The sequence below is a fragment of the Streptococcus alactolyticus genome (genome assembly GCF_012277075.1).
Lineage (GTDB): Bacteria > Bacillota > Bacilli > Lactobacillales > Streptococcaceae > Streptococcus > Streptococcus alactolyticus.
The window spans coordinates 372,244-397,490 of the sequence record NZ_JAAXMT010000005.1; the positions used below are offsets into that span (position 1 = coordinate 372,244).

Below are 25,247 nucleotides of genomic sequence, written 5' to 3' on the forward strand. Positions count from 1 at the left end.
AAAAAATTGAAGGGAAATCCCTTCAATCTGTCTGTTTACTTGCGGTACATTTTAAATTGTAAGTACAAGTCGTTGTAAATGCCTAGCCATTTTTGACCGAGGTTGTCATAAACTTGCAAGTGTGAAATGGTGTCTTCTGATGGATAGAAAGCCTTGTCATTTTTCACACTGTCAGGCAAAAGAGCCTTCGCGGCATTATTAGGCGTCGAATAACCAATGTACTCCGCATTTTGAGCAGCATTTTCAGGTCTTAACATGAAGTTGATAAAGGCATAAGCTTCGTCAATGTGCTTGGCTGTCTTTGGAATGACAAGGTTATCAAACCATAAGTTCGAGCCTTCGCTTGGCAAGACATAATGCAGGTGTTCATTCGAATCAAGCATTTCACTGGCTTCCCCTGAGAAAGTCACCCCAATGGCGGCATCGCCATTAATCATGTAGCCCTTCATCTCATCTCCCACAATCGCCTTGACATTGGGTGTCAGCGCAGCTAATTTTTGCGAAGCTGCCTCCAATTCAGGCAATGATTTGGTGTTCAAGCTATAACCCAAAGCACCAAGTCCAATTCCCATCACCTCGCGCGCTCCATCAACCAGCATAATATCGTTAGCATATTCAGGATTCCAAAGGTCTGTCCAATGTTCAGGTGGATTATCTACCATGGTATCATTGTAAACAATCCCTAGCGTTCCCCAAAAATAGGGAATGGAATAATCGTTATTTTTGTCAAAACCAAGATTGAGAAATTCCTTGCCGATATTATCCAAGCCAACAATCTTTGATTTGTCCAGCTTGTTGAGCAGGTTTTCTTTTTTCAATTTGTCAATCATGTAATCAGAAGGCACGGCAATGTCATAAGTTGTTCCGCCCTGCTTGATTTTTGTGTACATGGATTCATTGGAATCAAAGGTTTCGTATTGGATTTCGATACCTGTTTCTTTGGTGAATTTGGTAATCAACTCAGGGTCAATGTAATCCCCCCAGTTATAGATAACCAGCTTGTCTGATTGACTGGTTGAGCTAGTACTTCTTTTCATGTAAATCGAAGCCCCAAACAAAACACCCGTAATCACGAGCACTCCCACGATAAACGAGTATAATCTACGCATCTTTTTCCTCCTTATCTTGAGAAATAAAGTAATACCCTATAACAAGCAAGATACTAAAGAGAAAGACGACGGTTGATAGGGCATTGATTTCCAGAGAAATCCCACGGCGAGCCCGTGAATAAATCTCAACAGAAAGAGTTGAAAAACCATTTCCTGTCACAAAGAACGTCACCGCAAAATCATCAAGGGAATACGTAAACGCCATGAAGAAACCTGAAATAATCGCAGGTGTCAAATAAGGCAACATGACTTCTCGCAACATTTGCCAAGGCGTTGCCCCCAAATCATAAGCGGCATTAATCATGTCTGCATTCATTTCCTGCAAGCGTGGCAAAACCATCAGCACCACGATGGGAATAGAAAAGGCGATATGGCTCAGTAAAACCGTCATAAAGCCAAGATTGAAATGCAAAAGACTAGCCAGACGGGTAAAGAGAATCAAAAAACTTGCCCCAATCATGACGTCTGGTGCCACCATCAAAATGTTATTCAATGATAACAAGGCTTGCTGGTGTTTGCGGCGGGCTTGGTAAATAAAAATCGCACCAAATGTTCCAATTGCTGTCGCCAAAATAGAACTGAGAAAGGCTAAGAAAAAGGTTTGCACGAGAATTAACATCAAGCGGCTATCTGCAAACATGGTGCGGTAATGCTCCAAGGTAAAGTCCGTAAACCCATTCATGTCCCCACCTTCATTAAAGGAATAAAAAATGAGGTAGGCAATCGGAATGTATAAGATAATAAAGACTAAAGTCAGATAAAGATTTGCAAATTTTTTCATTTTCTTCTCTCCTTAGTCACCCACATGGTCGCAATCATGGCGATAATTAAAATTACCCCAATGGTTGAACCCATGCCCCAGTTTTGAGTGGTCAAAAAGTGTTGTTCAATCGCAGTTCCTAGTGTAATCACTCGATTTCCCCCAATCAAGCGTGTCAGCATGAACAAGCTAAGACTCGGGATAAAGACTGATTGCACCCCACTTCGCACCCCATTTAAGGATAAAGGCAGCGTGACTTTTAAAAAGGTCTGCCATTCATTTGCCCCTAAGTCACGGCTAGCATGAATAAGGTTTTGGTCAATGTCGTCAAGAGCATTGAAAATAGGCAAAATCATAAAGGGAATTTCGATGTAAGAAGCGACGAAAATAAATGAAAAATCGGTAAACAAAATCTGTTTAGGACCAATACCAATAAAGGTTAAAAAGTTATTGACCCCACCTTGTTGCCCAAAAATCCCCATGAACGTATAGGCTTTCAGCAACAAATTAATCCATGTCGGTAAGACAACCAGCATCAAAAAGAGGTGCTTATGTTTCAAACGGGTTAAAAAATAGGCCGTTGGGTAAGAAATCACCAAAGTCACCAAAGTGATGATGGCAGCATACAAAATGGAATTAAAACTCATGCGCAGGTAAGTCCATGAGCTAAAAAAAGTTTCATAATTGGCTAGAGTGAAATGACCTTGGATGTCAAAAAAAGATTGCCAAAGAATCATAACCACAGGTGCAATGACAAAAAGCCCCAGCCAAAGCAAGTAGGTCACCGAGAAGAAACTAGTGTTTTTCTTCATTGCGTTCCTCCTCGATGGCATGAATCAAACCGTCTTCATGCTCTTCCACTTCAGCGTACTCTTCGATACGTGCGTCAAATTCTTCCTCAGTTTCATTCAGACGCATGATGTGGATGTCCTCTGGTGTGAAATCCAGTCCGATGACCTCTCCTTCAATCGCTTTGCGGGTTGAATGAATCATCCATTCATTGCCTAAATCGTCATGAGCGATGATTTCATAATGCACCCCACGAAAGAGTTGCGTATCCACTTTCACCTGCAATTTACCTTCTTCAGGCATGGTAATTTGCAAATCTTCAGGACGAATGACCACCTCAACAGGCTCGTTAGGACGCATACCACCGTCAACAGCTTCAAAGCGTTTGCCGTTGAATTCTACCAAGTAATCTTCAATCATGGTAGCTGGCAAAATATTAGACTCACCGATAAAGGTCGCAACGAAGTGGTTGATGGGCTCATCGTAAATATCAACTGGCGTTCCTGATTGAACAATTTCCCCCTCATTCATGACAAAAATCCAATCTGACATGGCAAGCGCTTCTTCTTGGTCGTGTGTCACAAAGACAAACGTGATACCCAATCGTTGCTGCAATTCACGCAGTTCGTATTGCATTTCCGTTCGCAATTTCAAATCAAGGGCAGACAGGGGTTCATCAAGTAAGACCACGCGTGGTTCGTTGATAATAGCGCGTGCAATCGCGACACGTTGGCGTTGCCCACCTGAGAGTTTTTGAATTTGACGTTTGCCAAATCCATCCAAACGCACCATTTTAAGAGCTTCTTCTACACGGCGCTCAATCTCTTTTTTGTCCACTTTTTTGAGTTTCAGCGGAAAAGCGACGTTTTCAAAAACAGTCATGTGTGGAAAAAGGGCATAATTTTGGAAAACGGTGTGCACATCACGCTTATTGATTGGGACATCGTTGATGCGCTGCCCGTCTAGGTAAACATCCCCTGTCGTGACATCCAGCAAACCAGCGATAATATTTAAAATCGTTGATTTACCAGAACCTGAAGCACCAAGAAGGGTGTAGAATTTCCCTTCTTCTAGCGTAAAGTTAATATCTTTTAAAACGACAGTGCCATTGTCTTCAAATACTTTTGATACATTTTTAAATTCAATAATTGGATTAGTCAATTCTCATAAATCCTCCTGAGGGCTTCTTTACTGTTTTTTTCACCAATAATACGAACTTCACGTTCCAAGCGAACACCAGATGTCTGCTCCACTTGGTCAATCACATAGGCAATGAGGTCCTCGTAATCCTGAGCAATACCGTCAGCAACATTGACCATAAAGCCAGCGTGCTTTTTGCTGACTTCAACGCCACCGATACGATGTCCTTTTAGACCAGCTTCGCTAATCAATTGCCCTGCAAAATGACCGACGGGACGTTTGAAAACCGAACCGCATGACGGGTATTCCAACGGTTGCTTTAATTCACGCAAATGGGTCAAACGTAGCATTTCTTGTTCAATCAAGTGGAAATCCCCTGGTTTGAGAGCGAATTTTGCTGAAATCACCACCGCTCCGCTATCTTGCACCGCAGAATGACGGTAACCAAATGCCATATCACGCGCAGCGATAGTTTCAATCGAACCATCTTTATTGAGAACTTTGGCTGAAACCAAGATATGCGAAATCTCTCCGCCGTAAGCACCTGCATTCATGAAAACCGCACCACCAACGCTACCTGGAATACCGCAAGCAAATTCAAAACCTGTCAAACTGTGGAATTTAGCGATATGAGTCGTTTCAATTAGGTTGGCACCTGCTTCGGCTTCGATAACATAACCATTGACCGTCACGGTATTTAGCTTGTCAAACATAATCACAAAACCACGGATACCGCCATCTCTGACAATGATGTTGCTGGCATTTCCAAGGACCATCCAAGGAATGTCATGCGCATTGGCATAAGCGACAATGCGTGACAATTCATAGCGGTTGCGCGGAAAGGCAAGGTAATCTGCTGGACCACCCACCTTGGTATAAGTGTATTTTTTCAAAGGTTCATTGACACGAATATCAATGCCTTCTAATTCATTTTCTAAAAAATCTAACATGTTTTTCCAATTCTAACTCTTTAATAACAAATAAGGCTGTTTGAGTTATCTGATTCTTATTTGCATGACTAAAAAACGGCATAAAGCCGATTTTCATTATAGCACAAAAACGGCTGTTTGACGATCATTTCCAAGGAACTTTTCGAACTTCTTGCGCCTCTAACTTTCCTAGATAAAAAACCAGATCTTTACCATCAAGCAAAAGGTTTGGCGCAATCTCAGCCAAGGGTACTAAAACAAAGGCACGCTCAGTCATATAAGGATGCGGAAGGGTCAATTCTTCCGTTTTTTGCTTTTCATTGCCATAGATAAGAATATCGATGTCAATGGTCCGAGGCCCCCAATGCTCATGCCGCACACGGTCAAGGTCCCTTTCAATGGTCTGACAAGCCTGCAAGAAGACTTGAGGCGATAAAGACGTGTCTAGTTCGCAACAGATATTCAAAAAATCGTCTTGATCTGTCTTCCCCCAAGCGGCTGTTTCGTAGAGTGAAGACACAGCCGTCACCCTTGTTTGCTCTAATTGTCTCAGAGCCTCCACCGCGGCAGATAAATAGGCTTCTCTATCACCAATATTACTGCCCAAACTCAAGTACACACGGGTCATACACGTTTCCTCTCTAAAGCAATGCCCACGGCATCATAATGCCCATTGATAGGGGGATTATCTTTGAAAATCTCAATGGAAATGGCTTGAACCAAGGGAAATTGGTCAAAAATGTCTTGGCAAATAGCTCCCGCCAAACGCTCTAGCAAGGCATAACGCTTTTCTTCCACTTGTTTTTTGATAGCGTCAAAGACCAAACCATAATGCACCGTGTCTTCTAAAGCATCCGATTGCGATGCTTGTTGCAAATCAACTGACAAGGTACAATTCACACGAAAAATCTGACCCAAAACCTGTTCTTCAGCCAAGGCACCATGATAACCGTAAAAACGGCAGCCGTTTAAATAAATCTTATCCATATCACCACAAGAAAGCCACTTGTCTGCTTTCCTTGTCTGTCACTCCCTTCACACTAACTGGCTAATCACTCGAACCAAATCACGATTAAGGTCAACATTGTGAACACGAACCATTTGACAACCCTTGGCAATTGCCCACGCTGATAGCGCAGCCGTTCCCATATCACGCTCACTGGCCAAAGTCCCTCCGCCCAGCAAATAATCTACCGTGCGTTTTCGTGAAATACCAAAAAGAACAGGAAAGCCCAGCTGGCAAACCTTGTCCAAGCCCTTTAATAGTTCGACATTTTGCTGCTCATTTTTAGCAAAACCAAAACCTGGATCCAACCAAATACACTCCGCAGGAACGCCAGCTTCCAGAGCAGCTTGAGCACGCTGACTCAAAAAATCACAAACGTCTTGGGTAATGTCTTGATAGCTTTCCTCTTTTTGATTGTGCATCAGCATAATGGGCACCTTTTTTTCAGCTGCCAAAGCCAGCATATCTCCATCGTAAAGCCCAGCCCAAACGTCATTTAAAATATCAGCACCAGCTTCTAGAGCCGCACGCGCCGTCTGGGTTTTATAGGTATCGATGCTTACCAAAACGTCAAAACGTTCCTTGAGGGCTTTGATAACAGGGACTACGCGATGGATTTCTTCCTCAGCGTCTACGAAACTAGCTCCTGGACGAGTGGATTCGCCGCCGACATCAATCACTTGCGCCCCTGCTGCAATCATTTGCTCCGCTTGCTTGAGCGCCTTTTCAACCGTGATATAAGATCCGCCATCTGAAAACGAATCTGGAGTAACATTGAGCACTCCCATAATGCAAGCTTTTGCATCGAGCTCGTGTGTACCAATTTTCATCTTATCTCCCTTGTGTGATCACTTGCTACTATTTGCCCAAAATCAAAGACAAGATTTCATTTCGCTCATCTCGATTGTCTTTGAAAATCCCTTTAGCAACGGTTGTGACTGTTTTGCTGCCTGGTTTTTTAATGCCGCGCATGGTCATGCACATATGCTCTGCTTCTACCATGACAAATACCCCTTTTGGCTGCAAGGCTTCTTCCAGCGCCGTAGCCACTTGGTCTGTCAAACGTTCTTGCAATTGTGGGCGTTTGCTGGCAACCTCGACCGCACGCGCCAACTTGCTTAAACCAGTCACTCGGCCGTCACTCGGTAAATAAGCCACGTGAGCTTTTCCATAAAAAGGCACCAAATGGTGTTCACACATGGAATAAAAAGGAATATCTTTGACCAAGACAATCTCGTCGTGATTTTCTGAAAAAACGGCGGTAAACTGGTCTTTCGGGTCCTCATGCAAACCTGAGAACATTTCTTGGTACATTTTCGCAACACGCTTTGGTGTATCCAACAACCCCTCACGCTCTGGATTTTCACCCAAGGCCTCCAACAATTGATAAACGGCTGATTCAAGTTTTTCTTGCTTTGACATACTTATTCCAATCTTTTTTATTTCCTACTATTATATCACAAAATACAACAGTTTATTTTTATCATTTCCTAACTTTTCCGAAAATTTTCGGATAAATCTTACAAAAAACACCCTCCAGAAGGGTGTGCTAATTTTCAGACTATTTATCCAAAAGCAGGTGTTTTTGATGATTTATCTATAACCTAATTGACCTCTTTTGACAAAAGCACTGGGCGGACCTGTGAGATGAAGTAGAGTGACCCTGTTATGAGGTAAAAATCCTCTTGACTATCGAGATTGATTTGGGCAAGCCAATCTTGCCAGTGCGCCACTTTGCGGTACTGCTCAGGGTAACGCTCCAAGGCCAAGGCATTAGGGTACTCAAAAGTCGTTACAGCAACAGTTGCCACTTGGCTCAGCAGCTCCAGCATCGAATCCACTGGTTTGGTGTCAATAGCAGCAAATAAAATATGAATCGTCTTGTCTTTATAGGCTTCCATGACCTTAACCAGAGCCGCTACGCTTTCATTATTATGGGCGCCGTCAATCATGACATTTGGAAAGAGTAACTCGGTACGTCCGACCCAGTGAGTGGTTTCCAAGCCTTTTTTGATAATAGGATTAGTCACATTTGGGTATTGCTCTTGCAGTAAAAGCGCGGTGGTAATCGCAAGGCTAGCATTGCTCATTTGATGATAACCTGGCATAGCGAGGTGGATTTTGTCGATAGCCGCTAACCCACGGTAATCAAAAGCCTTATCGTGAACGTTGATAATAAAGTCCTTTTGGCATTCATATGTGTGACTGTGACAAGCTGCCGCTTTTTCCATGAAAACCTTACGAACATCCTCACGCTCTGTTGCAAAAACAAAAGGCACTTTTTCTTTCAAGACACCAACTTTTTGCTCCGCAATAGCCGCGTAAGTCTGCCCTAAAATGGCTTGATGGTCCAAACCAATCGATGGGCAGACCACAGCCAAGGCCTTAAAAACATTGGTCGAATCGTAAAGTCCACCCATCCCTGCTTCAATAATGGCAATGTCAACAGGGTGTATATGCCCAAAATATTCAAACATTAAAACAGTAATGACTTCAAATTCTGTGGCAGGCTCCAAATCCGTTTCCAAGGGCAAACGCTCGACCACAGGACGCACCCGCTCAACCAACTCAAGAAAATCTGGCTGCGATATCATCTGTCCATTTAGGCTAATCCGTTCCCTAAAATCAAGGATATAAGGCGAGGTGAATGTTCCCACCTCATAGCTCGCTAACGAAAAGATATGCTGCAAATAACTTGTTACAGAGCCTTTGCCGTTAGTTCCCACCACATGCACGGCAGCTACTTTTTCTTGCGGATTGCCCAGCTCTTGCAACATCCAAGCCATACGCTCCAAACCAGGCTTAATGCCAAATCTCAATTTCCCATGAATCCACGCCAACGCTTCTTGATAATCCATTTCCCATCCCCCAGTTAAATGTTTTTCAGGTCTTTTTCGCGCTCTGAAATGAGTTGTTTTAACTCTTCCAAATCTTCCGCAGTCGCCATAGTTCTGATAAAACCACGAGCGTTAGAGCGGCGATTTAAATAATTGCGGTGTACTCTATTCTCGGGGCTCTTTTCAAGCCAACGCTTAATCGCCTCTGCTTGCCCCTCTTTCGTTGCGTAAGCTTTTCTTTTATTCTTTTCCAATTTCATCCGCCTTTCTATTAATTTTCCTTGCGAACCATTCAACAACAATCGTTGCTGCAATAGTGACTATCATTATAATTACAAAAATAACAACAAGTATTTTTATCGATCGTCTCCTTATGATATGATAGGAGCAGTGGGAAAGCCGTTTGACTTTCTTTGCTACCTATTTTGATTTAGCGCTTGCTTCTTGTCTTGGGAAATTTAAAAGGCTTGCGCTTTTTGTGTTGCCTTATAATAGATGTAGCCATTATAACATACTGAGAGCCAAAAAAAGCCAGTGCTACTGGCTTTTTTGCATTCTTTTAGTTAACGACACCACCTTCAACTACTAAATCGTCTAGATTGGTGGTTTGGCCATAGACGGGTTCCAAGGTTTTTTGATAATCTTTGTGGAAGAATTGTTCATTGCCCAAAGATTTGATTTCATCATTTAACCAGTTGAGCAATTCGGTGTTGCCTTTTTGAACGGCAGGTGCGATGGTATCAATATCTCCTAAACTAGTGATACCGACTTGGTAGCCTTTATTTTCCAAAGCCCAAGCGAGCACTTCCGTATTGTCCGTTGATAAGGCATCTCCGCGACCGTCAAGAAGCGCTTGATAGGCTTCGCTGTATTGGTCGTATTTGAGCAATTTCACATCTGGATAATGTTCCTCAAAATAGGTTTCTGCCGTTGTCCCTTTGCCGACAATCAAGGTCTTACCTTTCAAATCATCCACTGACGAAATCAGGTTTTGACTAGGTGACACCACACCCAGCGCAACTTTCATGTAAGGCAAGGCAAAATCAACTTGTTTAGCACGTTCATCTGTCACCGTGAAATTAGCCAAAATCACATCCACTTTGGCAGACGTCAAGTATTCCACACGACTGGCTGGGTCCACTGCCACGTACTCGACATCCACACCCAAATCTTTGGCTAAACGATTGGCAAAATAAACATCGTAACCTTGATAAGCGCCCTTGTCATCTACATAACCAAACGGTTTTTTGTCGGAAAACACACCAATTCTAATCGTGCCACTTTTTTTAATCTCGTCTAAAGTTCTCGCCTTAGCCGTATTACCTGACGAACTGGCAGAAGATGCCGTTGAATCAGCATCGGAATTTGAGCAAGCTGCCAAACCAACAACAAACAAAGCCAGTAGGCCAATCACACCTAATAAACGTTTTACATTTCTCATAGCAAACTCCTTTTTATAATCAATCAGTGACTGTTGAAAAATCAAAGACACTTAAAAATTCTTGGGCACGTTGGGTTTTGGGATGGTTGAAAAAGGCTTTAGCGTCACCTTCTTCTACAATCGCTCCCTTTTCCAAAAACAAGACACGATCTGCCACAGCTTTGGCAAACTGCAACTCATGGGTCACGATAATCATGGTGTATCCCTCACGCGCCAATTCGCCGACCAATTCCAAGACTTCTCGCACCATTTCAGGGTCTAGTGAGGCCGTCACCTCGTCAAGCAAGAGAACTTCAGGATGCAATAACAAACTTCTAACAATAGCCACACGTTGCTGCTGCCCGCCTGATAATTCATGTGGCAAGCTATTTTCCTTTCCTGCCAAACCCACTCGTTCCAGCAAAGCAAGGGCTTCTGCCTCGACTTCTTTGCGGGGACGCTTTTGCACTCGGACAGGTGCCAAAATCACGTTTTTCAGCACTGTCAAATGCGGAAATAAGTCGTAGGATTGAAAGACCATGCCAATTTTTTGACGAACAGCTGACAATTGTTTGGGGTGTTCTAAAATAGCTTCGCCGTTTAAACGCACCTGCCCTGATTGAATGGGTTCCAGACCGTTTAAGCAGCGCAGCAAGGTTGATTTGCCACACCCAGACGGTCCTAAAATCACCAAAACTTCCCCTTTCCCAACGGAAAAAGACAAGTGGTCAAGCACTGTTTGCTCGCCATAATCCTTCGTTATATCCTGAATGTCTAAAATTGCTGTCACTAGAGTCACTCCTTCCAACACTTTTCTAAATAACCAGATAATCTTGAAATCGGGAAACAGACCGCGAAATACAAGAAAAAGATCAAGCCATAAACCCAAATGGCGGTGCTGGGAACCGTTAAACGATTGGCCTCAATAATCTGTTGCCCGACCTTGACCACTTCTACCGCCCCAATCAGCACGATCAAGGAAGTGGTTTTGATCATCCGCGTCATCAAATTGACCGCTTGGGGCAATAATCGCCGTAAGATTTGCGGGATAATCACATGAATGAGCAATTGTCCCTTGCTCAACCCCAAAGCCAAACCACTCTCAAATTGGTGTTTAGGTAAGGAAAGTAGAGCACCCCTGACCAAATCGCCCATTTCAGCCGTTCCCCACATGGAAAAGACAATCACCGCCGCCACTTCACTGGATAAATTGACATTAAAAGTGCGTGCCAAACCAAAATAAACCAAAAACAAGAGAACTAACTGGGGCATGATGCGAATGAATTCTAAATACATGTGAGAAGCAATACGCACCACGCGAAAGCGAGAAATCAAAAGAAAACCAAAGAAAAACCCAAGCACAAGAGAAATTACAATAGAAATCAAGGCAATGTTAATCGTGACCAGCAAACCTTGAAGCAAACGCCATACATTATTCCCCTGAAAAAGTACGTGCAATCCCGAAACCTGCATTGTTCAACCTCCTTTCCAACCATTTGGCTACTAAAGACAAGGGCAACAAAACCACCAAATAAGCCAGTACCAACATCAACAAAGCCTCGTCTGTCTTATAATACAAGCCAATCAAATCTTTAGTGACATACATCAAGTCAGCTAAAGCAACAATGGAGAAAACAGACGTTTCTTTGATTAAGAAAATGACATTGGCGACAAGTGAGGGGAATGCAACGGCCAACGATTGCGGAAAAATGACATAACTAAAATTCTGTAAAGGTGTTAATCCGATACTCAATCCCACTTCGTATTGCCTAGCAGAAACGGCTTCTAAGCCTGAACGGAAAGATTCTGCCATGTAAGACCCACCCAGAAAAATCAAGCCTACAATAGCACAGGTTTCAGGTTCAAGCATCACACCAATCTTTGGCAATCCAAAATACAAAAAATACAGTTGAATCAAAAGAGGCGTATTGCGTGACAATTCAACGTAAGCCTTGCAAATCGTATTCAAAATCGGAACATGATAATAGCGTATAAGACTGATGACAAAGCCCAACGCAATAGCTCCCAAAATACCAAACAAAGCCAGCCGAACTGTTAACACCAAAGCTTCTTGGTATAGGGGAATATTTGCAACAATAAACGACCAATCTAACATAGCACCCCTCCAAATCGTATAAAAGTATTATAAAAGAATAAGACCTAATCGTGTACTCTAAATTTTTTATGGTTGGGTATAAGTCTTTTTTATGACAAAATACGCTATACGCCGCGTTTTTTAGACAAAACAAAAAAACACCCTAACCATTAGACAAGACGTCCAATCGTTAAGGTGTGTGTTTTAATATCACTTTGATTAAAATAATGGAATTATTCTATCACAAGCCCTTGAGGGTCAATGTTTAAAGATACAACTTCACCATCCAACTGAAGAGCTATTAAACACTCAAAAATGGCTGTTTCTTTATCTTTGGGCGCCAAGACCATGATAGTTGGCCCAGCTCCTGATAAATAAGTGGCATAGGCACCAAGTTCATGGGCCGCTGCTTTTATTGGCGCAAATTCCTTTATCAATTGTTGGCGGAAACGCTCATGGAAAAGGTCAGCTTCAATGGCCTTACCTGCCGTCACCAAATCACCTGTCAAAAGTGCCGCAAGTGCTACATTGGCAATGGAAGAAGCGGCTACGGCCTCTTTATAAGCAAATTCACTTGGCAAGACACGGCGGCTATCGCTGGTTTTCAATTCATAATTGGGAATGAAAGCAATCAGAGCCGTTTCAGGGAATTTGGCCACAACATGGCTAACCTTGCCATCAACGTACGATGACACCACCAATTGCCCAAAAATAGCTGGCGCAACATTATCAGGATGCCCTTCTTCTTTAGTAGCAATAGCCAACATCTCTTCTTTTGACAAATGCAATTGCCCCAATTCATTAGCCAAGGCAATCCCTGCCACGATAACCGATGACGATGACCCCAGACCTCTGGCCAAAGGAACATCAGACACCATTTTCACACGGTGCGGCCTTAATTCAGAGCACACACTCAAAGCCGTCGCAATCAAAAGATTGTTCTCATCGTTAGGAACACCGTCCAAGTCATGCAAGACCTCCCATTTCTCAGAAGGCTCTAAAACCTCAATAGTTAAATACTTGGATACCGCAATCCCCACCGAATCAAAACCTGGGCCCAAATTGGCCGAAGTCGCTGGTACAGTAATTTTCATATAGTTTATTCCCCTAATACTTTCAATGTATTAAGCACTTGGAAATCGTCAATAGCTTCCAACTTAGCTGTAACAGATGCCAATTGGGTTTGGCTCATGACGTGCGTGATAATGACCACACGTGCACGTGTGCCATTCGCTTTTTGTTGAAGTACTTGCTCAAATGAGATATCTTCCGCATTGAAAATTTTAGCTAAACGCAGTAATTGCCCCTTCTTATCAGGCGTGTTAATCGCAAAGTAATAATGGCTCTTCACATCTGCTGGGTCAGCCATCTTGGTTTCACGCTCAAATTCATTAAATGGTTTGCCAACATTACCGTCTTTGATACGACGTGCAATGCGAATAATATCAGCCGTAACAGAGGTTGCTGTTGGTTTTTGACCCGCACCAGGTCCATAGTACATCGACTCCCCGATACCAATAGATTCCACAAAAACAGCATTCATAACATCGTTGACACTAGCCAATGGGTGTGTTTTTGGCAAGAAGGTTGGTGACACTTCTGCGGACAAACCTGAAGCAACTTCACGGATATCACCCACTAATTTAATCACATAACCCAATTCTTGAGCCACTGCCACATCGTCAGGAGTGATGTTGGTAATGCCTTTATGAGCCACATCATCAAAATCAATGGTCATTCCAAAACCAAATTGACTTAAAATGACAGCTTTGTAAGCCGCGTCAATCCCTTCCACGTCATTTGTTGGGTCACTTTCAGCATATCCTAATTCTTGAGCTGTTTTAAGAGCATCCTCATAAGTCCAACCTTCATCCACCATTTTGGTCATCATGAAATTAGATGTTCCATTAAGCACGCCCAAAATACGTGTGATTTTATCTGAAGTCAATGAATTGGCAAGGGTACGCAAAATTGGAATTCCCCCAGCAACTGCTGCTTCATAATAAAAGGCAACTTCCTTGTCTTTTGCCAATTGTATCAACTCTTTCCCATGGGTCGCCACCAAATCTTTATTGGCTGTTACCACATGCTTGCCTGCCTCAAGGGCTCTTGTGATAAAGGTACGAGCTGGCTCAATGCGTCCCATCAATTCAACCACAATTGCAATGCTTTCATCGTTTAAAATATCATCAATATTTGTCACAAAATGATAATCGTGACCTGCTGCTCTTAAACGATTTTTTTCCTCGTCATCTCTCACCAAAACTTTAGCGATTTCAATGGTGTCATGAGCTGCCTCTACAATTTTTGAATGGTTTTCTTCCAGCAAAAACGGCACTCCGCTAGCAACCGTACCAAATCCAAGTAAAGCAATTTTTAATGACATCGTCTCCTCCTTCATTTGAGAAAAACTCTCTAAAATAAACACATTTCTTACATTATACCACAAAATTATTCAGAATTTACAGAAAAATAGCTTTCATTAAAAATAGCCGTCATTTTTCAGAAAAGCTTCCATTTTAAGCCAAAAAAATAGTAGAATAGAAGTAAACGAATGATTTAACAAGGAGATTTTATTACATTATGGAAAAACGAAGCCATCGCCACAGGCGCCAAAAGAAGAAACCAACTGTCCTTATTTGGTTTTTCTTAGCATTTGCTTGTGTTATCGCTGGAGTCACCATCTTTTTTATAGCAAAACCTAACCACGCAACAAAACAAGCACAAGATGTCATAAAACAAGAAAGCACTATGATTGCTGTTAGCAGTACTTCTTCATCGACCACTACCCAAGAAAGCAGTGAAGTGGACTGGGTCAAGCAAGACACGGCCATCCATTTCCCGATTCTCATGTACCACGCCATCCACGTCATGGCGCCTGAAGAAAGTGCTAACGCCAACCTCATCGTTGACCCGACCACTTTTGAAAGCCACATTCAACGCCTGTCAAACGAAGGCTACTACTTTCTAACGCCTGAGGAAGTCCACAAGGTTTTAACTGAAAATGTACTTCCAAATGGCAATCAAAAAATTATCTGGCTAACTTTTGATGACAGCTTGTGGGATTTTTATGATAATGCCTACCCTATTTTACAAAAATACCAAGTCAAGGCAACCAATAATGTGATCACTAGTACAGTTGGTAGCCAAACCAATTTATCTCTTGATGAAATGCTTGAAATGAAGAACAACGGTATGTCTTTCCAAGACCACACAGTGACTCATCCTGATTTATCTGCCACAGACAGTTCTACGCAAACAACCGAAATGAAGGATTCCAAACAGTATCTAGACGATTCCTTGAATCAAGACACCATTGCTATCGCTTACCCTGCTGGACGTTATTCTGACACAACCTTACAAATTGCAGAAAATCTAGATTACAAACTTGGGGTAACCACCAACGAAGGACTCGCAAGCGCCGACAATGGACTGCTGTCACTCAACCGCATACGTATTCTACCAACAACTACTGCAGATAGCATAATGGCAACCATTAATTAACTAAAAGTACCCTATCCAAAGGGTGCTTTTACTGCTTATGATCTTTAAATATACTACAAAGCAAAAACATCAGATGCCCCAAGAAAATCGCTATCCATAAATAAACAAAGACCATGTTCAAAGTCATTATATTATAAATGATTGCAACAAGGTAAATGAGCAAGCAGAGAAATTGCCGACGATAAGAAGAGTACTTTTGCATATTGGTCACCTCATGAAACAGAAACGGATGGCATCAACCGATATATCCTATACTTATAAGACTAGCACTAGCAATTAAAATAAAGCTTAAAACATCTCATAAGAAAACGTTAACTATCATCCACCCTAAGGGAATATTTGGGTATTACATAGGAATAAAAAAGTAAAAAAAGATATAAAAGTAGCTATTTTTTAACGTTTTTCTTTCTTACTTTTCCTAGTATTTTTTAAAGTTTTTGGACAAATTTTGGACAAAAATGCACCCGAATCGGGTGCAATTTGTAAGATAAAAAAGTACCTAGATAAGAGGTACTTATAGTATAACATAATTTATTAGATAAGCTCAAGAGCGAGTTTTTCGAGTTCTGGTTCAAGTTCTGGGAAAGTTGTATTGAGACCTGCGATGTCGTTTGCCCAAATCATAATATTTTGAGCCAGATTATCTTGCGCTTGGTTAAGACCTTCGCTGTAAAATTCTTCAAGTTCTTTACCAAGTTTGCGATATTCCAAATATTCCACGATTGTTTCAGCTGGTACAGCTAACTTTGTTGTTAAATTTAATTGTTTTCATTTCATTTACCTCTTTCATCTTTCTGATTATATTATTTCATTTTATTTTATTGATGATTGTCAACAGTTTTAAATTTATATTTTTCATTCTTACACCAATAGTCATAGTTAGATTGCAACCCATTTTGAGTTGTACCGTCTGGTGCTTGCTGGCGAAGCCATCTACAGAAAGCTTCAGCGTTTTGTTTAGCACTATCACAATTGAGCTCACTTAAATCACTATCATTATTTTCACCATGTACGATAACCATATCATCATATTCTCCCTTTTCACGAGAAGCTCCGCATTGTATAACCATAATTTGATTAGTTCTTTGCATTGGTGTCATGATGTAAAATCCATAGCGTGAGACTGGTTCAGCATTGTCACCTACGCAATTGTAAGGACCTGGTCCGTTATTAATGTATAGTCCTTCATAACTATTATCTTCAGCACTAGCCGTTTCTGTACCATAAGCATCCATTTCTGGTAATGATGATGTCTTCGTAGTTTCTTCAGTGGTAGTTTCTTCAGTACTAGATGATGAAACACTTGATTTAAATGTTTTACCTTCGTAGTTAGCTGGTTGATTGCTTGTGTAAACGAAGCTACCACCTGCAATTAGTCCTAATGTTGTTAATGCTGTAATGCTAATTGTTTTCCATGTTTTCATAATGTTTACCTCTTTCGTCTTTCTTTATCTTACAAGTATATTACAGTACATGTAAGATAAATCGTCAACACTTTTTATAAACTTTTTTGATATTTTTTTATTTTTTAGTCCGTTAAAGCGGACTTTTCTTGTTTTTGTGGTTATAACGGAAAATAAAAAAACGTTGATATTATGAGCTTTGTTGGTATTTGGGAATTTACTTGGAAAATAAAAAAGAGCTAACCTTTGTTAGCTCTCCATCACATACCCCCTCAGGAGTACGGATTTATCACAAATTTAAAACAACTAACTAAATGAGCCTTCGCTCTGCTTCAAATATATGCAACTTATTAGCTGATAGTCGTCTTAGGTCTGAGCTATGAGGAGCTACCTTACAAACTTCCTAAGAGGTTCAATGACTAGGAAGGAATGGTTACCTCCAACGTTCACCCAACATTCAGAATCATAAGTATGTAACAATATATCCAATATATCCAATTTATCACTTGCGCTTTTGGTTACAGGAACTTTGACAACTTTAAAAAAACGTATTTACATCGCTTTGAACAGCAAAAAAGCGAGAACATCATTTGTTCTCGCTAGAGCTTAACTTTGCCACCCACTACAGTTGACAAAGAGCCACAAAAAAGGGACTGCACACTCTTCTTTTTAATATTTTCTTTTACATATATTGTTCTACATGTTCAATTTCTTTTTGTAATTCTTTTTCATCGTACTTTTCATACTTGCCAGCTTCGTGTACAATCTTTTTAATTTCATGCATGGCTTTTTTCTCAACAAGCCATTTTCTCATACTATGTTTTTTCGCATCTTCATTTAGAGAATCTAATTCTTCTAAATTTGAATCCAGTTTGTTCAAAACATCTGCAATTTTTACTAATGCTTTTGCTTCTTTTTCTTCATAGTTTGACATAATAGATACACTCCTTAAGTATTTGATACCTTAAGTTTACTCCTCTATTATTTTATTTGCAAATAAAAAGCTCTATAATTTCTTAGCAGGATTTTACCCACTACAGAAATTATAGAGCTAGCATACGTTAGTCAGCCGATAATTACGGTAAAAAATGTGTAATCATTTTTTGTTTTAATTCATTAATTTTCCCACTTTTAGACAAATAATAAGCTTGATTTGCTATGATATCTGCCATTCTTATGTGTACTTTCTTTATGGAGGATATTATCCATCTGATGAAGAAATAGCCGATGACCAAGCACATCAGCAATGGTATGATGACCAAGTTCAATGGGGAATTGAACAAGGCTATATAGACCCAAATACTGGTGAGTATACAGGTCAATAAAACAAAAAAATCCCTCACACTCTCCATCGCCAAACTTTGAGTGCAAGGAATAATTGGTAGTATAGTAAGAACCTGCATGCGTAGGTCTCTTTGCTATACCCATTTTATCAAAAAAGCGAGGTTAAAGCAATGGCTTCTTTTCGTAAACGTTCAAATGGTTGGGAATATCGTATAAGTTATAAAAACATGTATGGAAAATACGACCAGTTAACAAAAGGCGGTTTCAGAACCAAAGCCGAGGCCGTCAATGCTGCGGCAATCGCTAAAAAAGACTTATTAGACGGCATTAAAGAAAATAAAACAATAAGTCTAGCTGATTATTTCGGCAATTGGATAGAAATTTACAAAAAACCTGAAGTTGATCCTGAAACGTATACTAAATACAAATTCTCTCACAAAGTGATTAAAGAATATTTCAAAGACGCAAAGATGGTTGATATTACAGCTACACATTATCAAAAAATCTTTAATCAATTGGGAGAACGATAGTAAAAGACACAGTCAAAAGAGTTAATTCAAACATCAGGCAATCACTGAAAGTTGCTTTGCACGAAGGTAGTTTAAAAAAAGATTTTACAGCATTGGTTAAAATTCACTCTTCTATCGAATCTTCAAAAAAAGGGATGAACTATCTTGAATTAGAACAGCGGGAGGACTTTATTGAAAGTGTTAGTGAGACAATTCAGTATCAATCAAGCTTCTTCTGCTATGTTGTAGCAAAAACAGGACTACGTTTTTCTGAAGCGCAAGGTTTGACGAATGATGACAAATGCATTAATCGCAAAGAGCTGTATGTATATGTTTTTAGAACATATAAAGTTAACGGCGCAAGGCGAGGTTGGGGAAAAACTAAGAATAATCAGTCAGAACGAAAAGTTCCAATTGATGAAGAGTTTATTCAAAAACTAGATGAATACTTAAACTCTGGGTTTGTAGCAAACGAAGATAACAGATTATTTACTCACGTTTCAAATAACATGGCTAATAAATTAATTAAAAAACGAACTCAAACGGAAGTTACTTGTCACGGTTTGAGACATACGTATGTAAGCTTTTTGATTTATCATAATATTGACGTTGTTTCAATTGCAAGACTTGTCGGGCACAAGGACGCTACAGAAACACTTCAAACGTACGCCCATCTATTTGAGAGAAGGCAAGATGAAGTGTTTGAACTTGTTAGAAAAATTATTTAAATATTTTTGGACAAATTTTGGACAAAACTTATTTTTAGAATTAAAAAAGCCTTGAAACCAAGCCTTTTTTAATATAGTTGTATCCACCCTAAGGGAATCGAACCCCTATCTCAAGAACCGGAATCTTGCGTGATATCCATTACACTAAGAGTGGCAACTGTTATATTATACCATATTTCCAGAAAAATAAAAACCAAAACAAAAAAAGAATACGAGGTCGATTAACATCAACCTCGTACCTGATATATTAGCTAGTGATTATAATTCGATATCACCGAACAAATCAGCCATTGAGAATCCAGTTTGAGTTTCTGGAAGTTCGTAATCACGTTTTACTTCACGTTTTTGACGACGTGGACGTGATTGGCGTTTTTCTTCGTTGTTTTCAGCTTGTGCTGGACGTTCTTCAAGAGCTTTGATTGAAAGTGATACACGTTCTGCATCAGCATTTACATCCAAAACTTTAACTTTAACTTCTTGTCCTATTGAAAGAACATCTTTTGGATTTTCAACACGTTTGTGTGAAATTTGTGAAATGTGAACAAGTCCATCGATACCTGGCAATACCTCAACGAAAGCACCAAAATCAGTCAAACGTTTTACTTTACCTTCAACAACATCACCAGCAGCAAGTTTTTGTTCTACACCATCCCATGGTCCAGGTGTTGTTGCTTTAAGTGAAAGTGATACACGACCTGCTTCTTCATCGATTGAAAGAACTTTAACTTCTACTTCTTCACCAACAGAAACAACTGATTTAGGTGAAACGTTGCGTTCATGTGACAATTCAGTAACGTGAACAAGTCCATCAACACCACCTAAGTCGATGAATGCACCAAAGCTTGTCAAACGAGCAACTTTACCTTTAACAATAGCGCCTTCTTCAAGTTTTGAGAAGACTTCTTTACGTGCTTCAGCTGCTTTTTCTTCAACAACGTCACGACGTGAAAGGATGAAACGGTTTTCAGCTGGAACAACTTCTTTGATTTTTGCTTCAAATTCTTGTCCAACAAATTTTTCAGTGTTACGAACAAAACGAGTATCAATCATTGAAGCCGGAATGAAACCGCGAAGTCCTTCAAATTCAACTGAAAGGCCACCTTTAACGGCACGTGTTCCTTTAACAGTAACAACTTCACCTTCGCGACCAACAAGTTTATCCCAAGCTTTGCGAGCTTCCAAACGTTTTTTAGAGACAAGGAAAGTAACTGTATCAGTATCTTTACCTACAACTTGACGAAGAACAAGAACTTCAACTGTGTCGCCAGCTTTAACAAAATCGTTAATATCAGCATCACGATCATTAGTCAATTCACGAAGTGTAAGAACACCCTCAACACCTGTTCCTTCGATAATAACGTTTGCTTGTTCATTATCAACTGTTAAAACTTCCGCAGTGACTACATCACCTGGATTTACTTCGCTAACACTGTTTAGTAAATCTTCAAATTCATTCATTCTAAAAAATCCTCCAACAAAAGTTAGTTTAACTAACTTTTGACAACAATAATATTTCTCAAGGTAACCCGCAATGACAACAACTTTTATCTTTGACGGTGTCAAGCCAAAACTTGATACCTTTGACTGGGGTAGCTGGATTCGAACCAACGCATGAGGGAGTCAAAGTCCCTTGCCTTACCGCTTGGCTATACCCCAATAACAGAATGGAAGGGGAGGGATTCGAACCCCCGAACCCGAAGGAGCGGATTTACAGTCCGCCGCGTTTAGCCTCTTCGCTACCCTTCCGTTACAACAAAAACTATTTTAACATAGTTTTTGTTTCGATGCAAGTAGTTTTCACTTCTTTTTAACGATTAAGATTATAATTTTCAATCGTGCTTTCAATGGCTTGTTCTAAATTTTTGAAAAAGGCTTTAACTTCGCCGTTTTCAACGACTGCAAAACGGTTCTCCAACTCAGCAATTTCACCAATTGTTTTTTTACCTGTTTGCAAGGCATATCCGTCAACCTTGGCATTATTAATAGTGACCTTGCTATCTGACAATTGCAATTCAATTTTTTTATCTTTTTTACTCATTCTCTCACCTCGCTCTACCCATTTTACCGAAAAAATAGGAAGCTGGCAAGGGCAAGCTTCCTGATTCCTGCTTTAATCTACTTTGACAATCCATCCTTCTGGAGCTTCCACATCTCCAAATTGAATACCGACTAATTCATCATATAACTGACGAGTGACGGGACCAACTTCTGTTTCACTGTAAAAGACGTGGAAATCATCACCATGCTGAACACCACCAATTGGGGAAATAACAGCGGCAGTTCCACAGGCTCCTGCTTCTACAAACTTATCCAACTCATCCAATTTGACATCGCCTTGAATGGCTGTCATACCAAAGCGATTTTCTGCTAAATAAAGAAGCGAATATTTTGTAATTGACGGTAGGATTGATGGACTAAGAGGAGTAATGAATTCATTGTCTGCTGTAATACCGAAGAAGTTAGCTGACCCCACTTCTTCGATTTTGGTATGAGTGGCAGGGTCTAAGTAAATCACATCTGAAAATTGGCGTTCGTGGGCAATTTTTCCTGGCAGAAGGCTAGACGCGTAGTTTCCACCAACCTTGGCTGCTCCTGTGCCGTGTGGTGCTGCACGGTCGTATTCGTCTTGAATGAGGAAATTGGTTGGCACCAAGCCACCCTTAAAATAATTTCCCACTGGCATAGCAAAAATAGTGAAAATATACTCATCGGCTGGATGTACCCCAATCACATCACCAACCCCAATTAAGAGAGGGCGAATGTAAAGAGTCGCTCCTGTGCCGTATGGTGGCACATAGTCTTCGTTAGCACGCACGACTTGTTTGACGGCATCGATGAACTTATCCGTTGGAACTTGTGGCATCAACAAGCGGTCAGCAGTACGTTGCAAACGCTCAGCGTTCATATTAGGACGGAACAATTGAATAGAGCCATCTTTGGTGCGGTAGGCTTTCAAACCTTCAAAAGCCTGCTGCCCATAGTGAAGAGCTGTTGAGGCTTCTGATACGTGCAAAACAGCGTCTTCTGTTAATTGCCCATCGTCCCATTTGCCGTCTTTATAATACGAAATGTAGCGAAATGGTAGTTTATGGTATTCAAATCCTAAGTTTTCCCAATCGAAATCTACTGTCATAATAAATCCTCTTTCCTGACTTTTATCCTATTGTACGCTTTTTTTATCATTTTTCAAGTGTTTTTTGTAAAATTCTGAAAATTTTGACTAACTAAAAAAATCAGGAAAACTCCTGATTTTTACATCTATTTGACCGTGGCACTGAAAATGCCTTCGTCCGAGATGGTGTCTGAAATGAAAGCGCCGTTACTTGTGCGTTCAGACAGACTCAAATCTGCCAAAATCACTTGATAAACCGTTCCGTTGTTTGAATGCACTTCTAAGGTTTGACTAGCATGGTCGAGATTTTCCTCTGGTGCTGTCGTGAACAAATCAAGCGACTCGTCTTGTTGCTCATCGTAAACAGGACCAGCAAGCAAGATGCGATGTGGCTTGGTTTTTAATTCGCGTAAGACGAGCAAACCACGGTTGGCACGATTGGTCAATGGAATCACGTCGGTTTCCATGCGTTTCACACTACCACGTTGGGTCAAAATGAACACACTGTCAGTATTTGCGATAAAAACCGAAACAACGACGTCATCATCTTTGAGGTTGATGGCCTTGACACCTGCTGCTTTCGGGCCAACAACTGGCACTTCTTCGATGTTAAATCGCAGAGCGTAGCCATTTTGCGTTAGAAGCATCACATTATCAAGGGCTATCGGTGAAATGGCAATCACTTGGTCCTCTTCGCTCTTCAATTTGGCGAATTTGATGGCTTTTGATTTGTAGGTACGCCATGGCGTCAATTCCTTACGTTCAAAGCGTTTGATTTGCCCCATTTTAGTCGCTGCAAAATACGTTTGTGTGCCAAAATCATCGACAATTTCTGCATGAAGCACCACTTCATTGGCTGCAAAATTAGTAATGGTTTGTGACACATGTTCACCGATGTCTTTCCAACGAATATCGGTTAATTCGTGAACAGGGCGGTAAATCACATTACCTAAATTGGTGAAGATAAGGAGCTGCTGCGTGGTTTTGGCAGGTGCCACAAAAATCAATTCATCATCGTCACGTTTGCCGACTTCCTCAACCGTTGAGGCATTATAAGAACGCGGGCTGGTACGCTTGATGTAGCCACCTTTTGTCACGCTGACATAAGTATCTTCTTCCACAATCAAGCTGGTCACATCGATTTCAATCGTTTCTGCTTGTGCTTGTAATTCCGTCAAGCGTGGTGTGGCAAATTTTTTCTTGACTTCGCGCAATTCGCGTTTCATGACATTGTACATGGTACGTTCATCTGCAATAATAGCCTCTAAAACAGTGATTTGTTGACGTAGGTCAGCTTCTTCTTCCTGCAAGGTAACAATGTCCGTATTGGTCAAACGGTACAATTGCAAGGTAACAATGGCTTCTGCCTGTTCTTCTGAGAAATCGTAGCTGACTTTTAGATTTTCTTTGGCATCTGCTTTATTTTCAGACGCACGAATAAGAGCAATCACCTCATCCAGAATGGAAATAACGCGAATCAAACCTTCCACGATGTGGAGGCGTTTTTCTGCTTTGGCCTTATCAAACTTTGAACGCGCTACGATAATATCCTTACGATGGGCAATGTAGCTGGTTAACATCTGAATAAGCCCAACCTGACGAGGGGTGTAGTGATCAATAGCCACCATGTTGAAGTTATAATTGACCTGCAAATCCGTGTATTTCAACAAGTAATTGAGAATGGTTTGCTTGTCTGCATCTTTTTTCAATTCGATAGCAATACGCAAACCGTCACGGTCTGATTCGTCACGGACTTCAGCGATGCCTGGCACTTTATTGTTGACACGAACATCGTCGATTTTTTTGACAAGAACAGCCTTATTGACTTCGTAAGGAATTTCCGTCACAACAATTTGTTTCTTGCCACCCTTGAGGTCTTCGACTGCTGTACGTGATCGAACAACCACGCGCCCTTTACCGGTTTCATAAGCTTTTCGGATACCATCTTCGCCTTGAATAATCGCACCTGTCGGAAAATCAGGTCCTGGCAAGAAGGTCATCAACTTATCCAAGTTGGCATTTGGATGATCAATGAGATAAACCACAGCATCAATGACTTCAGCCAGATTATGCGGCGGAATATCCGTTGCATAACCCGCAGAAATCCCTGTGGCACCATTGACCAATAAATTTGGAAAGGCTGCAGGTAAAACCGTTGGTTCTTTTTCGGTATCGTCAAAATTCCAAGCAAATGGAACCGTCTTTTTCTCGATATCATTCAAAAGATAGCCAGCAATTTCTGACAAACGTGCCTCGGTATAACGCATGGCAGCAGGTGGATCACCATCCATTGACCCGTTATTTCCGTGCATTTCAATCAATGTAGCACGGTTTTTCCAATCTTGGCTCATCCGCACCATAGCGTCATAAATGGAACTATCCCCGTGCGGATGGAAATTCCCCATGACGTTACCAACTGACTTGGCTGATTTACGAAATCCTTTATCAAAAGTATTGCCGTCCTTATTCATAGAATACAAAATACGGCGCTGAACGGGTTTCAAACCATCACGAATGTCTGGCAAGGCCCGCTCTTGAATAATATATTTGGAGTATCGTCCAAAACGATCTCCCATAATGTCTTCTAAAGACATATTTTGAACATTTGACATAATCCTTTGT

General features: G+C 40.9%; 28 protein-coding genes and 3 tRNA genes. 4 read left to right on the plus strand and 27 right to left on the minus strand.

What is annotated here, in order from left to right; genetic code table 11:
- Positions 1 to 35 precede the first annotated feature (35 nt).
- From HFK82_RS03710 to HFK82_RS03790, 17 genes are all read right to left on the minus strand, one after another.
- Positions 36 to 1,109, minus strand: coding sequence for an ABC transporter substrate-binding protein (locus tag HFK82_RS03710; RefSeq protein ID WP_168260845.1), 1,074 nt, complete (start codon positions 1,107 to 1,109; stop codon positions 36 to 38).
- Positions 1,102 to 1,890 carry an ABC transporter permease gene (locus HFK82_RS03715; RefSeq protein WP_168260846.1) on the minus strand — a complete coding sequence of 263 codons (789 nt, stop codon included), beginning with the start codon at positions 1,888 to 1,890 and terminating at the stop codon, positions 1,102 to 1,104. Before HFK82_RS03715 ends, HFK82_RS03710 begins: the two co-directional genes overlap by 8 nt.
- On the minus strand, positions 1,887 to 2,681 hold the full coding sequence (locus tag HFK82_RS03720) for an ABC transporter permease (RefSeq protein WP_154454996.1): 795 nt from the start codon (positions 2,679 to 2,681) through the stop codon (positions 1,887 to 1,889). The genes HFK82_RS03715 and HFK82_RS03720 overlap by 4 nt, the downstream gene beginning before the upstream one ends.
- A complete protein-coding gene (locus tag HFK82_RS03725) occupies positions 2,665 to 3,819 on the minus strand; it encodes an ABC transporter ATP-binding protein (RefSeq protein ID WP_154454995.1) in 1,155 nt (384 codons plus the stop codon). Before HFK82_RS03725 ends, HFK82_RS03720 begins: the two co-directional genes overlap by 17 nt.
- On the minus strand, positions 3,816 to 4,748 hold the full coding sequence (murB, locus tag HFK82_RS03730; protein WP_168260847.1) for a UDP-N-acetylmuramate dehydrogenase: 933 nt from the start codon (positions 4,746 to 4,748) through the stop codon (positions 3,816 to 3,818). The genes HFK82_RS03725 and murB overlap by 4 nt, the downstream gene beginning before the upstream one ends.
- Before the next feature lie 124 nt (positions 4,749 to 4,872).
- On the minus strand, positions 4,873 to 5,355 hold the full coding sequence (gene folK / locus HFK82_RS03735; protein ID WP_168260848.1) for a 2-amino-4-hydroxy-6-hydroxymethyldihydropteridine diphosphokinase: 483 nt from the start codon (positions 5,353 to 5,355) through the stop codon (positions 4,873 to 4,875).
- Positions 5,352 to 5,714: a dihydroneopterin aldolase gene (folB, locus tag HFK82_RS03740; protein ID WP_168260849.1), complete on the minus strand. Its 363-nt coding sequence runs from the start codon at positions 5,712 to 5,714 to the stop codon at positions 5,352 to 5,354. Before folB ends, folK begins: the two co-directional genes overlap by 4 nt.
- Positions 5,715 to 5,762: 48 nt before the next feature.
- Positions 5,763 to 6,563 carry a dihydropteroate synthase gene (folP, locus tag HFK82_RS03745; RefSeq protein WP_168260850.1) on the minus strand — a complete coding sequence of 267 codons (801 nt, stop codon included), beginning with the start codon at positions 6,561 to 6,563 and terminating at the stop codon, positions 5,763 to 5,765.
- Between the two features lie 28 nt (positions 6,564 to 6,591).
- Positions 6,592 to 7,155 (minus strand): GTP cyclohydrolase I FolE, encoded by a 564-nt coding sequence (folE, locus tag HFK82_RS03750; RefSeq protein ID WP_154454991.1) that lies wholly within the window; start codon positions 7,153 to 7,155, stop codon positions 6,592 to 6,594.
- Between the two features lie 182 nt (positions 7,156 to 7,337).
- Positions 7,338 to 8,591 (minus strand): bifunctional folylpolyglutamate synthase/dihydrofolate synthase, encoded by a 1,254-nt coding sequence (locus tag HFK82_RS03755; protein ID WP_168260851.1) that lies wholly within the window; start codon positions 8,589 to 8,591, stop codon positions 7,338 to 7,340.
- Between the two features lie 14 nt (positions 8,592 to 8,605).
- A complete protein-coding gene (locus HFK82_RS03760) occupies positions 8,606 to 8,830 on the minus strand; it encodes a hypothetical protein (RefSeq protein ID WP_168260852.1) in 225 nt (74 codons plus the stop codon).
- 299 nt (positions 8,831 to 9,129) lie between these two features.
- Positions 9,130 to 10,011, minus strand: a complete 882-nt coding sequence (locus HFK82_RS03765; RefSeq protein ID WP_168260853.1) for a cysteine ABC transporter substrate-binding protein — start codon at positions 10,009 to 10,011, stop codon at positions 9,130 to 9,132.
- Positions 10,012 to 10,030: 19 nt separating this feature from the next.
- A complete protein-coding gene (locus tag HFK82_RS03770; RefSeq protein ID WP_168260854.1) occupies positions 10,031 to 10,780 on the minus strand; it encodes an ATP-binding cassette domain-containing protein in 750 nt (249 codons plus the stop codon).
- A gap of 5 nt (positions 10,781 to 10,785) precedes the next feature.
- A complete protein-coding gene (locus HFK82_RS03775) occupies positions 10,786 to 11,463 on the minus strand; it encodes an amino acid ABC transporter permease (protein ID WP_168260855.1) in 678 nt (225 codons plus the stop codon).
- Positions 11,423 to 12,106 carry an amino acid ABC transporter permease gene (locus HFK82_RS03780; RefSeq protein ID WP_168260856.1) on the minus strand — a complete coding sequence of 228 codons (684 nt, stop codon included), beginning with the start codon at positions 12,104 to 12,106 and terminating at the stop codon, positions 11,423 to 11,425. The genes HFK82_RS03775 and HFK82_RS03780 overlap by 41 nt, the downstream gene beginning before the upstream one ends.
- Before the next feature lie 212 nt (positions 12,107 to 12,318).
- Positions 12,319 to 13,179, minus strand: a complete 861-nt coding sequence (gene thrB, locus HFK82_RS03785) for a homoserine kinase (RefSeq protein ID WP_168260857.1) — start codon at positions 13,177 to 13,179, stop codon at positions 12,319 to 12,321.
- A 5-nt stretch (positions 13,180 to 13,184) separates the two neighbouring features.
- Complete coding sequence (locus tag HFK82_RS03790; protein WP_168260858.1) at positions 13,185 to 14,471, minus strand: homoserine dehydrogenase; 1,287 nt, start codon at positions 14,469 to 14,471, stop codon at positions 13,185 to 13,187.
- A 197-nt stretch (positions 14,472 to 14,668) separates the two neighbouring features.
- Between HFK82_RS03790 and HFK82_RS03795 the strand changes: the two genes are divergently transcribed.
- Positions 14,669 to 15,589, plus strand: a complete 921-nt coding sequence (locus tag HFK82_RS03795; RefSeq protein WP_168260859.1) for a polysaccharide deacetylase family protein — start codon at positions 14,669 to 14,671, stop codon at positions 15,587 to 15,589.
- 534 nt (positions 15,590 to 16,123) lie between these two features.
- On the opposite strand, the gene HFK82_RS03800 is transcribed toward HFK82_RS03795, so the two are convergent.
- The 3 genes from HFK82_RS03800 to HFK82_RS03810 form a co-directional block, all read right to left on the minus strand.
- The gene (locus HFK82_RS03800) at positions 16,124 to 16,309 is read right to left on the minus strand and encodes a hypothetical protein (RefSeq protein WP_168260860.1); all 186 of its coding nucleotides are present in this window, start codon (positions 16,307 to 16,309) and stop codon (positions 16,124 to 16,126) included.
- A 98-nt stretch (positions 16,310 to 16,407) separates the two neighbouring features.
- The gene (locus HFK82_RS03805) at positions 16,408 to 17,013 is read right to left on the minus strand and encodes a hypothetical protein (RefSeq protein ID WP_168260861.1); all 606 of its coding nucleotides are present in this window, start codon (positions 17,011 to 17,013) and stop codon (positions 16,408 to 16,410) included.
- A gap of 661 nt (positions 17,014 to 17,674) precedes the next feature.
- Complete coding sequence (locus HFK82_RS03810) at positions 17,675 to 17,926, minus strand: hypothetical protein (protein WP_058833071.1); 252 nt, start codon at positions 17,924 to 17,926, stop codon at positions 17,675 to 17,677.
- Between the two features lie 214 nt (positions 17,927 to 18,140).
- On the opposite strand from HFK82_RS03810, the gene HFK82_RS03815 reads away from it, so the two are divergent.
- The 3 genes from HFK82_RS03815 to HFK82_RS08955 all read left to right on the plus strand — a co-directional run bounded on the left by HFK82_RS03815 (position 18,141) and on the right by HFK82_RS08955 (position 19,513).
- On the plus strand, positions 18,141 to 18,317 hold the full coding sequence (locus tag HFK82_RS03815; RefSeq protein ID WP_168260862.1) for a hypothetical protein: 177 nt from the start codon (positions 18,141 to 18,143) through the stop codon (positions 18,315 to 18,317).
- A 129-nt stretch (positions 18,318 to 18,446) separates the two neighbouring features.
- Positions 18,447 to 18,806: an Arm DNA-binding domain-containing protein gene (locus HFK82_RS08950; protein WP_240928820.1), complete on the plus strand. Its 360-nt coding sequence runs from the start codon at positions 18,447 to 18,449 to the stop codon at positions 18,804 to 18,806.
- A 56-nt stretch (positions 18,807 to 18,862) separates the two neighbouring features.
- Entirely contained in the window at positions 18,863 to 19,513 is a 651-nt protein-coding gene (locus tag HFK82_RS08955) for a site-specific integrase (RefSeq protein ID WP_240928821.1), read from the plus strand.
- 82 nt (positions 19,514 to 19,595) lie between these two features.
- Here the strand turns inward: HFK82_RS08955 and HFK82_RS03825 are convergent.
- The 7 genes from HFK82_RS03825 to parC all read right to left on the minus strand — a co-directional run bounded on the left by HFK82_RS03825 (position 19,596) and on the right by parC (position 25,237).
- Positions 19,596 to 19,667 (minus strand) — tRNA-Arg (locus tag HFK82_RS03825).
- A 104-nt stretch (positions 19,668 to 19,771) separates the two neighbouring features.
- Positions 19,772 to 20,971: a 30S ribosomal protein S1 gene (rpsA, locus tag HFK82_RS03830; protein WP_154455163.1), complete on the minus strand. Its 1,200-nt coding sequence runs from the start codon at positions 20,969 to 20,971 to the stop codon at positions 19,772 to 19,774.
- Between the two features lie 126 nt (positions 20,972 to 21,097).
- Positions 21,098 to 21,169: transfer RNA gene (locus HFK82_RS03835), tRNA-Gln, on the minus strand.
- A 9-nt stretch (positions 21,170 to 21,178) separates the two neighbouring features.
- Positions 21,179 to 21,259 (minus strand) — tRNA-Tyr (locus HFK82_RS03840).
- Positions 21,260 to 21,320: 61 nt separating this feature from the next.
- Positions 21,321 to 21,551 carry a DUF2969 domain-containing protein gene (locus tag HFK82_RS03845; protein ID WP_154455162.1) on the minus strand — a complete coding sequence of 77 codons (231 nt, stop codon included), beginning with the start codon at positions 21,549 to 21,551 and terminating at the stop codon, positions 21,321 to 21,323.
- Between the two features lie 72 nt (positions 21,552 to 21,623).
- A complete protein-coding gene (locus HFK82_RS03850; protein WP_154455161.1) occupies positions 21,624 to 22,646 on the minus strand; it encodes a branched-chain amino acid aminotransferase in 1,023 nt (340 codons plus the stop codon).
- A gap of 125 nt (positions 22,647 to 22,771) precedes the next feature.
- The gene (parC, locus tag HFK82_RS03855) at positions 22,772 to 25,237 is read right to left on the minus strand and encodes a DNA topoisomerase IV subunit A (RefSeq protein WP_168260863.1); all 2,466 of its coding nucleotides are present in this window, start codon (positions 25,235 to 25,237) and stop codon (positions 22,772 to 22,774) included.
- Positions 25,238 to 25,247: the final 10 nt, after the last annotated feature.

Excerpts from the sequence above, each read along its gene's own strand:
- folK (WP_168260848.1), bottom strand. The coding sequence starts at position 5,355 with ATGACCCGTGTGTACTTGAGTTTGGGCAGTAATATTGGTGATAGAGAA.
- folB (WP_168260849.1), bottom strand. The coding sequence starts at position 5,714 with ATGGATAAGATTTATTTAAACGGCTGCCGTTTTTACGGTTATCATGGT.
- HFK82_RS03715 (WP_168260846.1), bottom strand. The coding sequence starts at position 1,890 with ATGAAAAAATTTGCAAATCTTTATCTGACTTTAGTCTTTATTATCTTA.
- HFK82_RS03720 (WP_154454996.1), bottom strand. The coding sequence starts at position 2,681 with ATGAAGAAAAACACTAGTTTCTTCTCGGTGACCTACTTGCTTTGGCTG.
- folP (WP_168260850.1), bottom strand. The coding sequence starts at position 6,563 with ATGAAAATTGGTACACACGAGCTCGATGCAAAAGCTTGCATTATGGGA.
- murB (WP_168260847.1), bottom strand. The coding sequence starts at position 4,748 with ATGTTAGATTTTTTAGAAAATGAATTAGAAGGCATTGATATTCGTGTC.
- HFK82_RS03755 (WP_168260851.1), bottom strand. The coding sequence starts at position 8,591 with ATGGATTATCAAGAAGCGTTGGCGTGGATTCATGGGAAATTGAGATTT.
- HFK82_RS03790 (WP_168260858.1), bottom strand. The coding sequence starts at position 14,471 with ATGTCATTAAAAATTGCTTTACTTGGATTTGGTACGGTTGCTAGCGGA.
- rpsA (WP_154455163.1), bottom strand. The coding sequence starts at position 20,971 with ATGAATGAATTTGAAGATTTACTAAACAGTGTTAGCGAAGTAAATCCA.
- HFK82_RS03795 (WP_168260859.1), top strand. The coding sequence starts at position 14,669 with ATGGAAAAACGAAGCCATCGCCACAGGCGCCAAAAGAAGAAACCAACT.
- thrB (WP_168260857.1), bottom strand. The coding sequence starts at position 13,179 with ATGAAAATTACTGTACCAGCGACTTCGGCCAATTTGGGCCCAGGTTTT.
- HFK82_RS03810 (WP_058833071.1), bottom strand. The coding sequence starts at position 17,926 with ATGTCAAACTATGAAGAAAAAGAAGCAAAAGCATTAGTAAAAATTGCA.
- HFK82_RS03775 (WP_168260855.1), bottom strand. The coding sequence starts at position 11,463 with ATGCAGGTTTCGGGATTGCACGTACTTTTTCAGGGGAATAATGTATGG.
- HFK82_RS03845 (WP_154455162.1), bottom strand. The coding sequence starts at position 21,551 with ATGAGTAAAAAAGATAAAAAAATTGAATTGCAATTGTCAGATAGCAAG.
- HFK82_RS03850 (WP_154455161.1), bottom strand. The coding sequence starts at position 22,646 with ATGACAGTAGATTTCGATTGGGAAAACTTAGGATTTGAATACCATAAA.
- HFK82_RS08950 (WP_240928820.1), top strand. The coding sequence starts at position 18,447 with ATGGCTTCTTTTCGTAAACGTTCAAATGGTTGGGAATATCGTATAAGT.
- HFK82_RS03710 (WP_168260845.1), bottom strand. The coding sequence starts at position 1,109 with ATGCGTAGATTATACTCGTTTATCGTGGGAGTGCTCGTGATTACGGGT.
- parC (WP_168260863.1), bottom strand. The coding sequence starts at position 25,237 with ATGTCAAATGTTCAAAATATGTCTTTAGAAGACATTATGGGAGATCGT.
- folE (WP_154454991.1), bottom strand. The coding sequence starts at position 7,155 with ATGTCAAAGCAAGAAAAACTTGAATCAGCCGTTTATCAATTGTTGGAG.
- HFK82_RS03780 (WP_168260856.1), bottom strand. The coding sequence starts at position 12,106 with ATGTTAGATTGGTCGTTTATTGTTGCAAATATTCCCCTATACCAAGAA.
- HFK82_RS03805 (WP_168260861.1), bottom strand. The coding sequence starts at position 17,013 with ATGAAAACATGGAAAACAATTAGCATTACAGCATTAACAACATTAGGA.
- HFK82_RS03760 (WP_168260852.1), bottom strand. The coding sequence starts at position 8,830 with ATGAAATTGGAAAAGAATAAAAGAAAAGCTTACGCAACGAAAGAGGGG.
- HFK82_RS03765 (WP_168260853.1), bottom strand. The coding sequence starts at position 10,011 with ATGAGAAATGTAAAACGTTTATTAGGTGTGATTGGCCTACTGGCTTTG.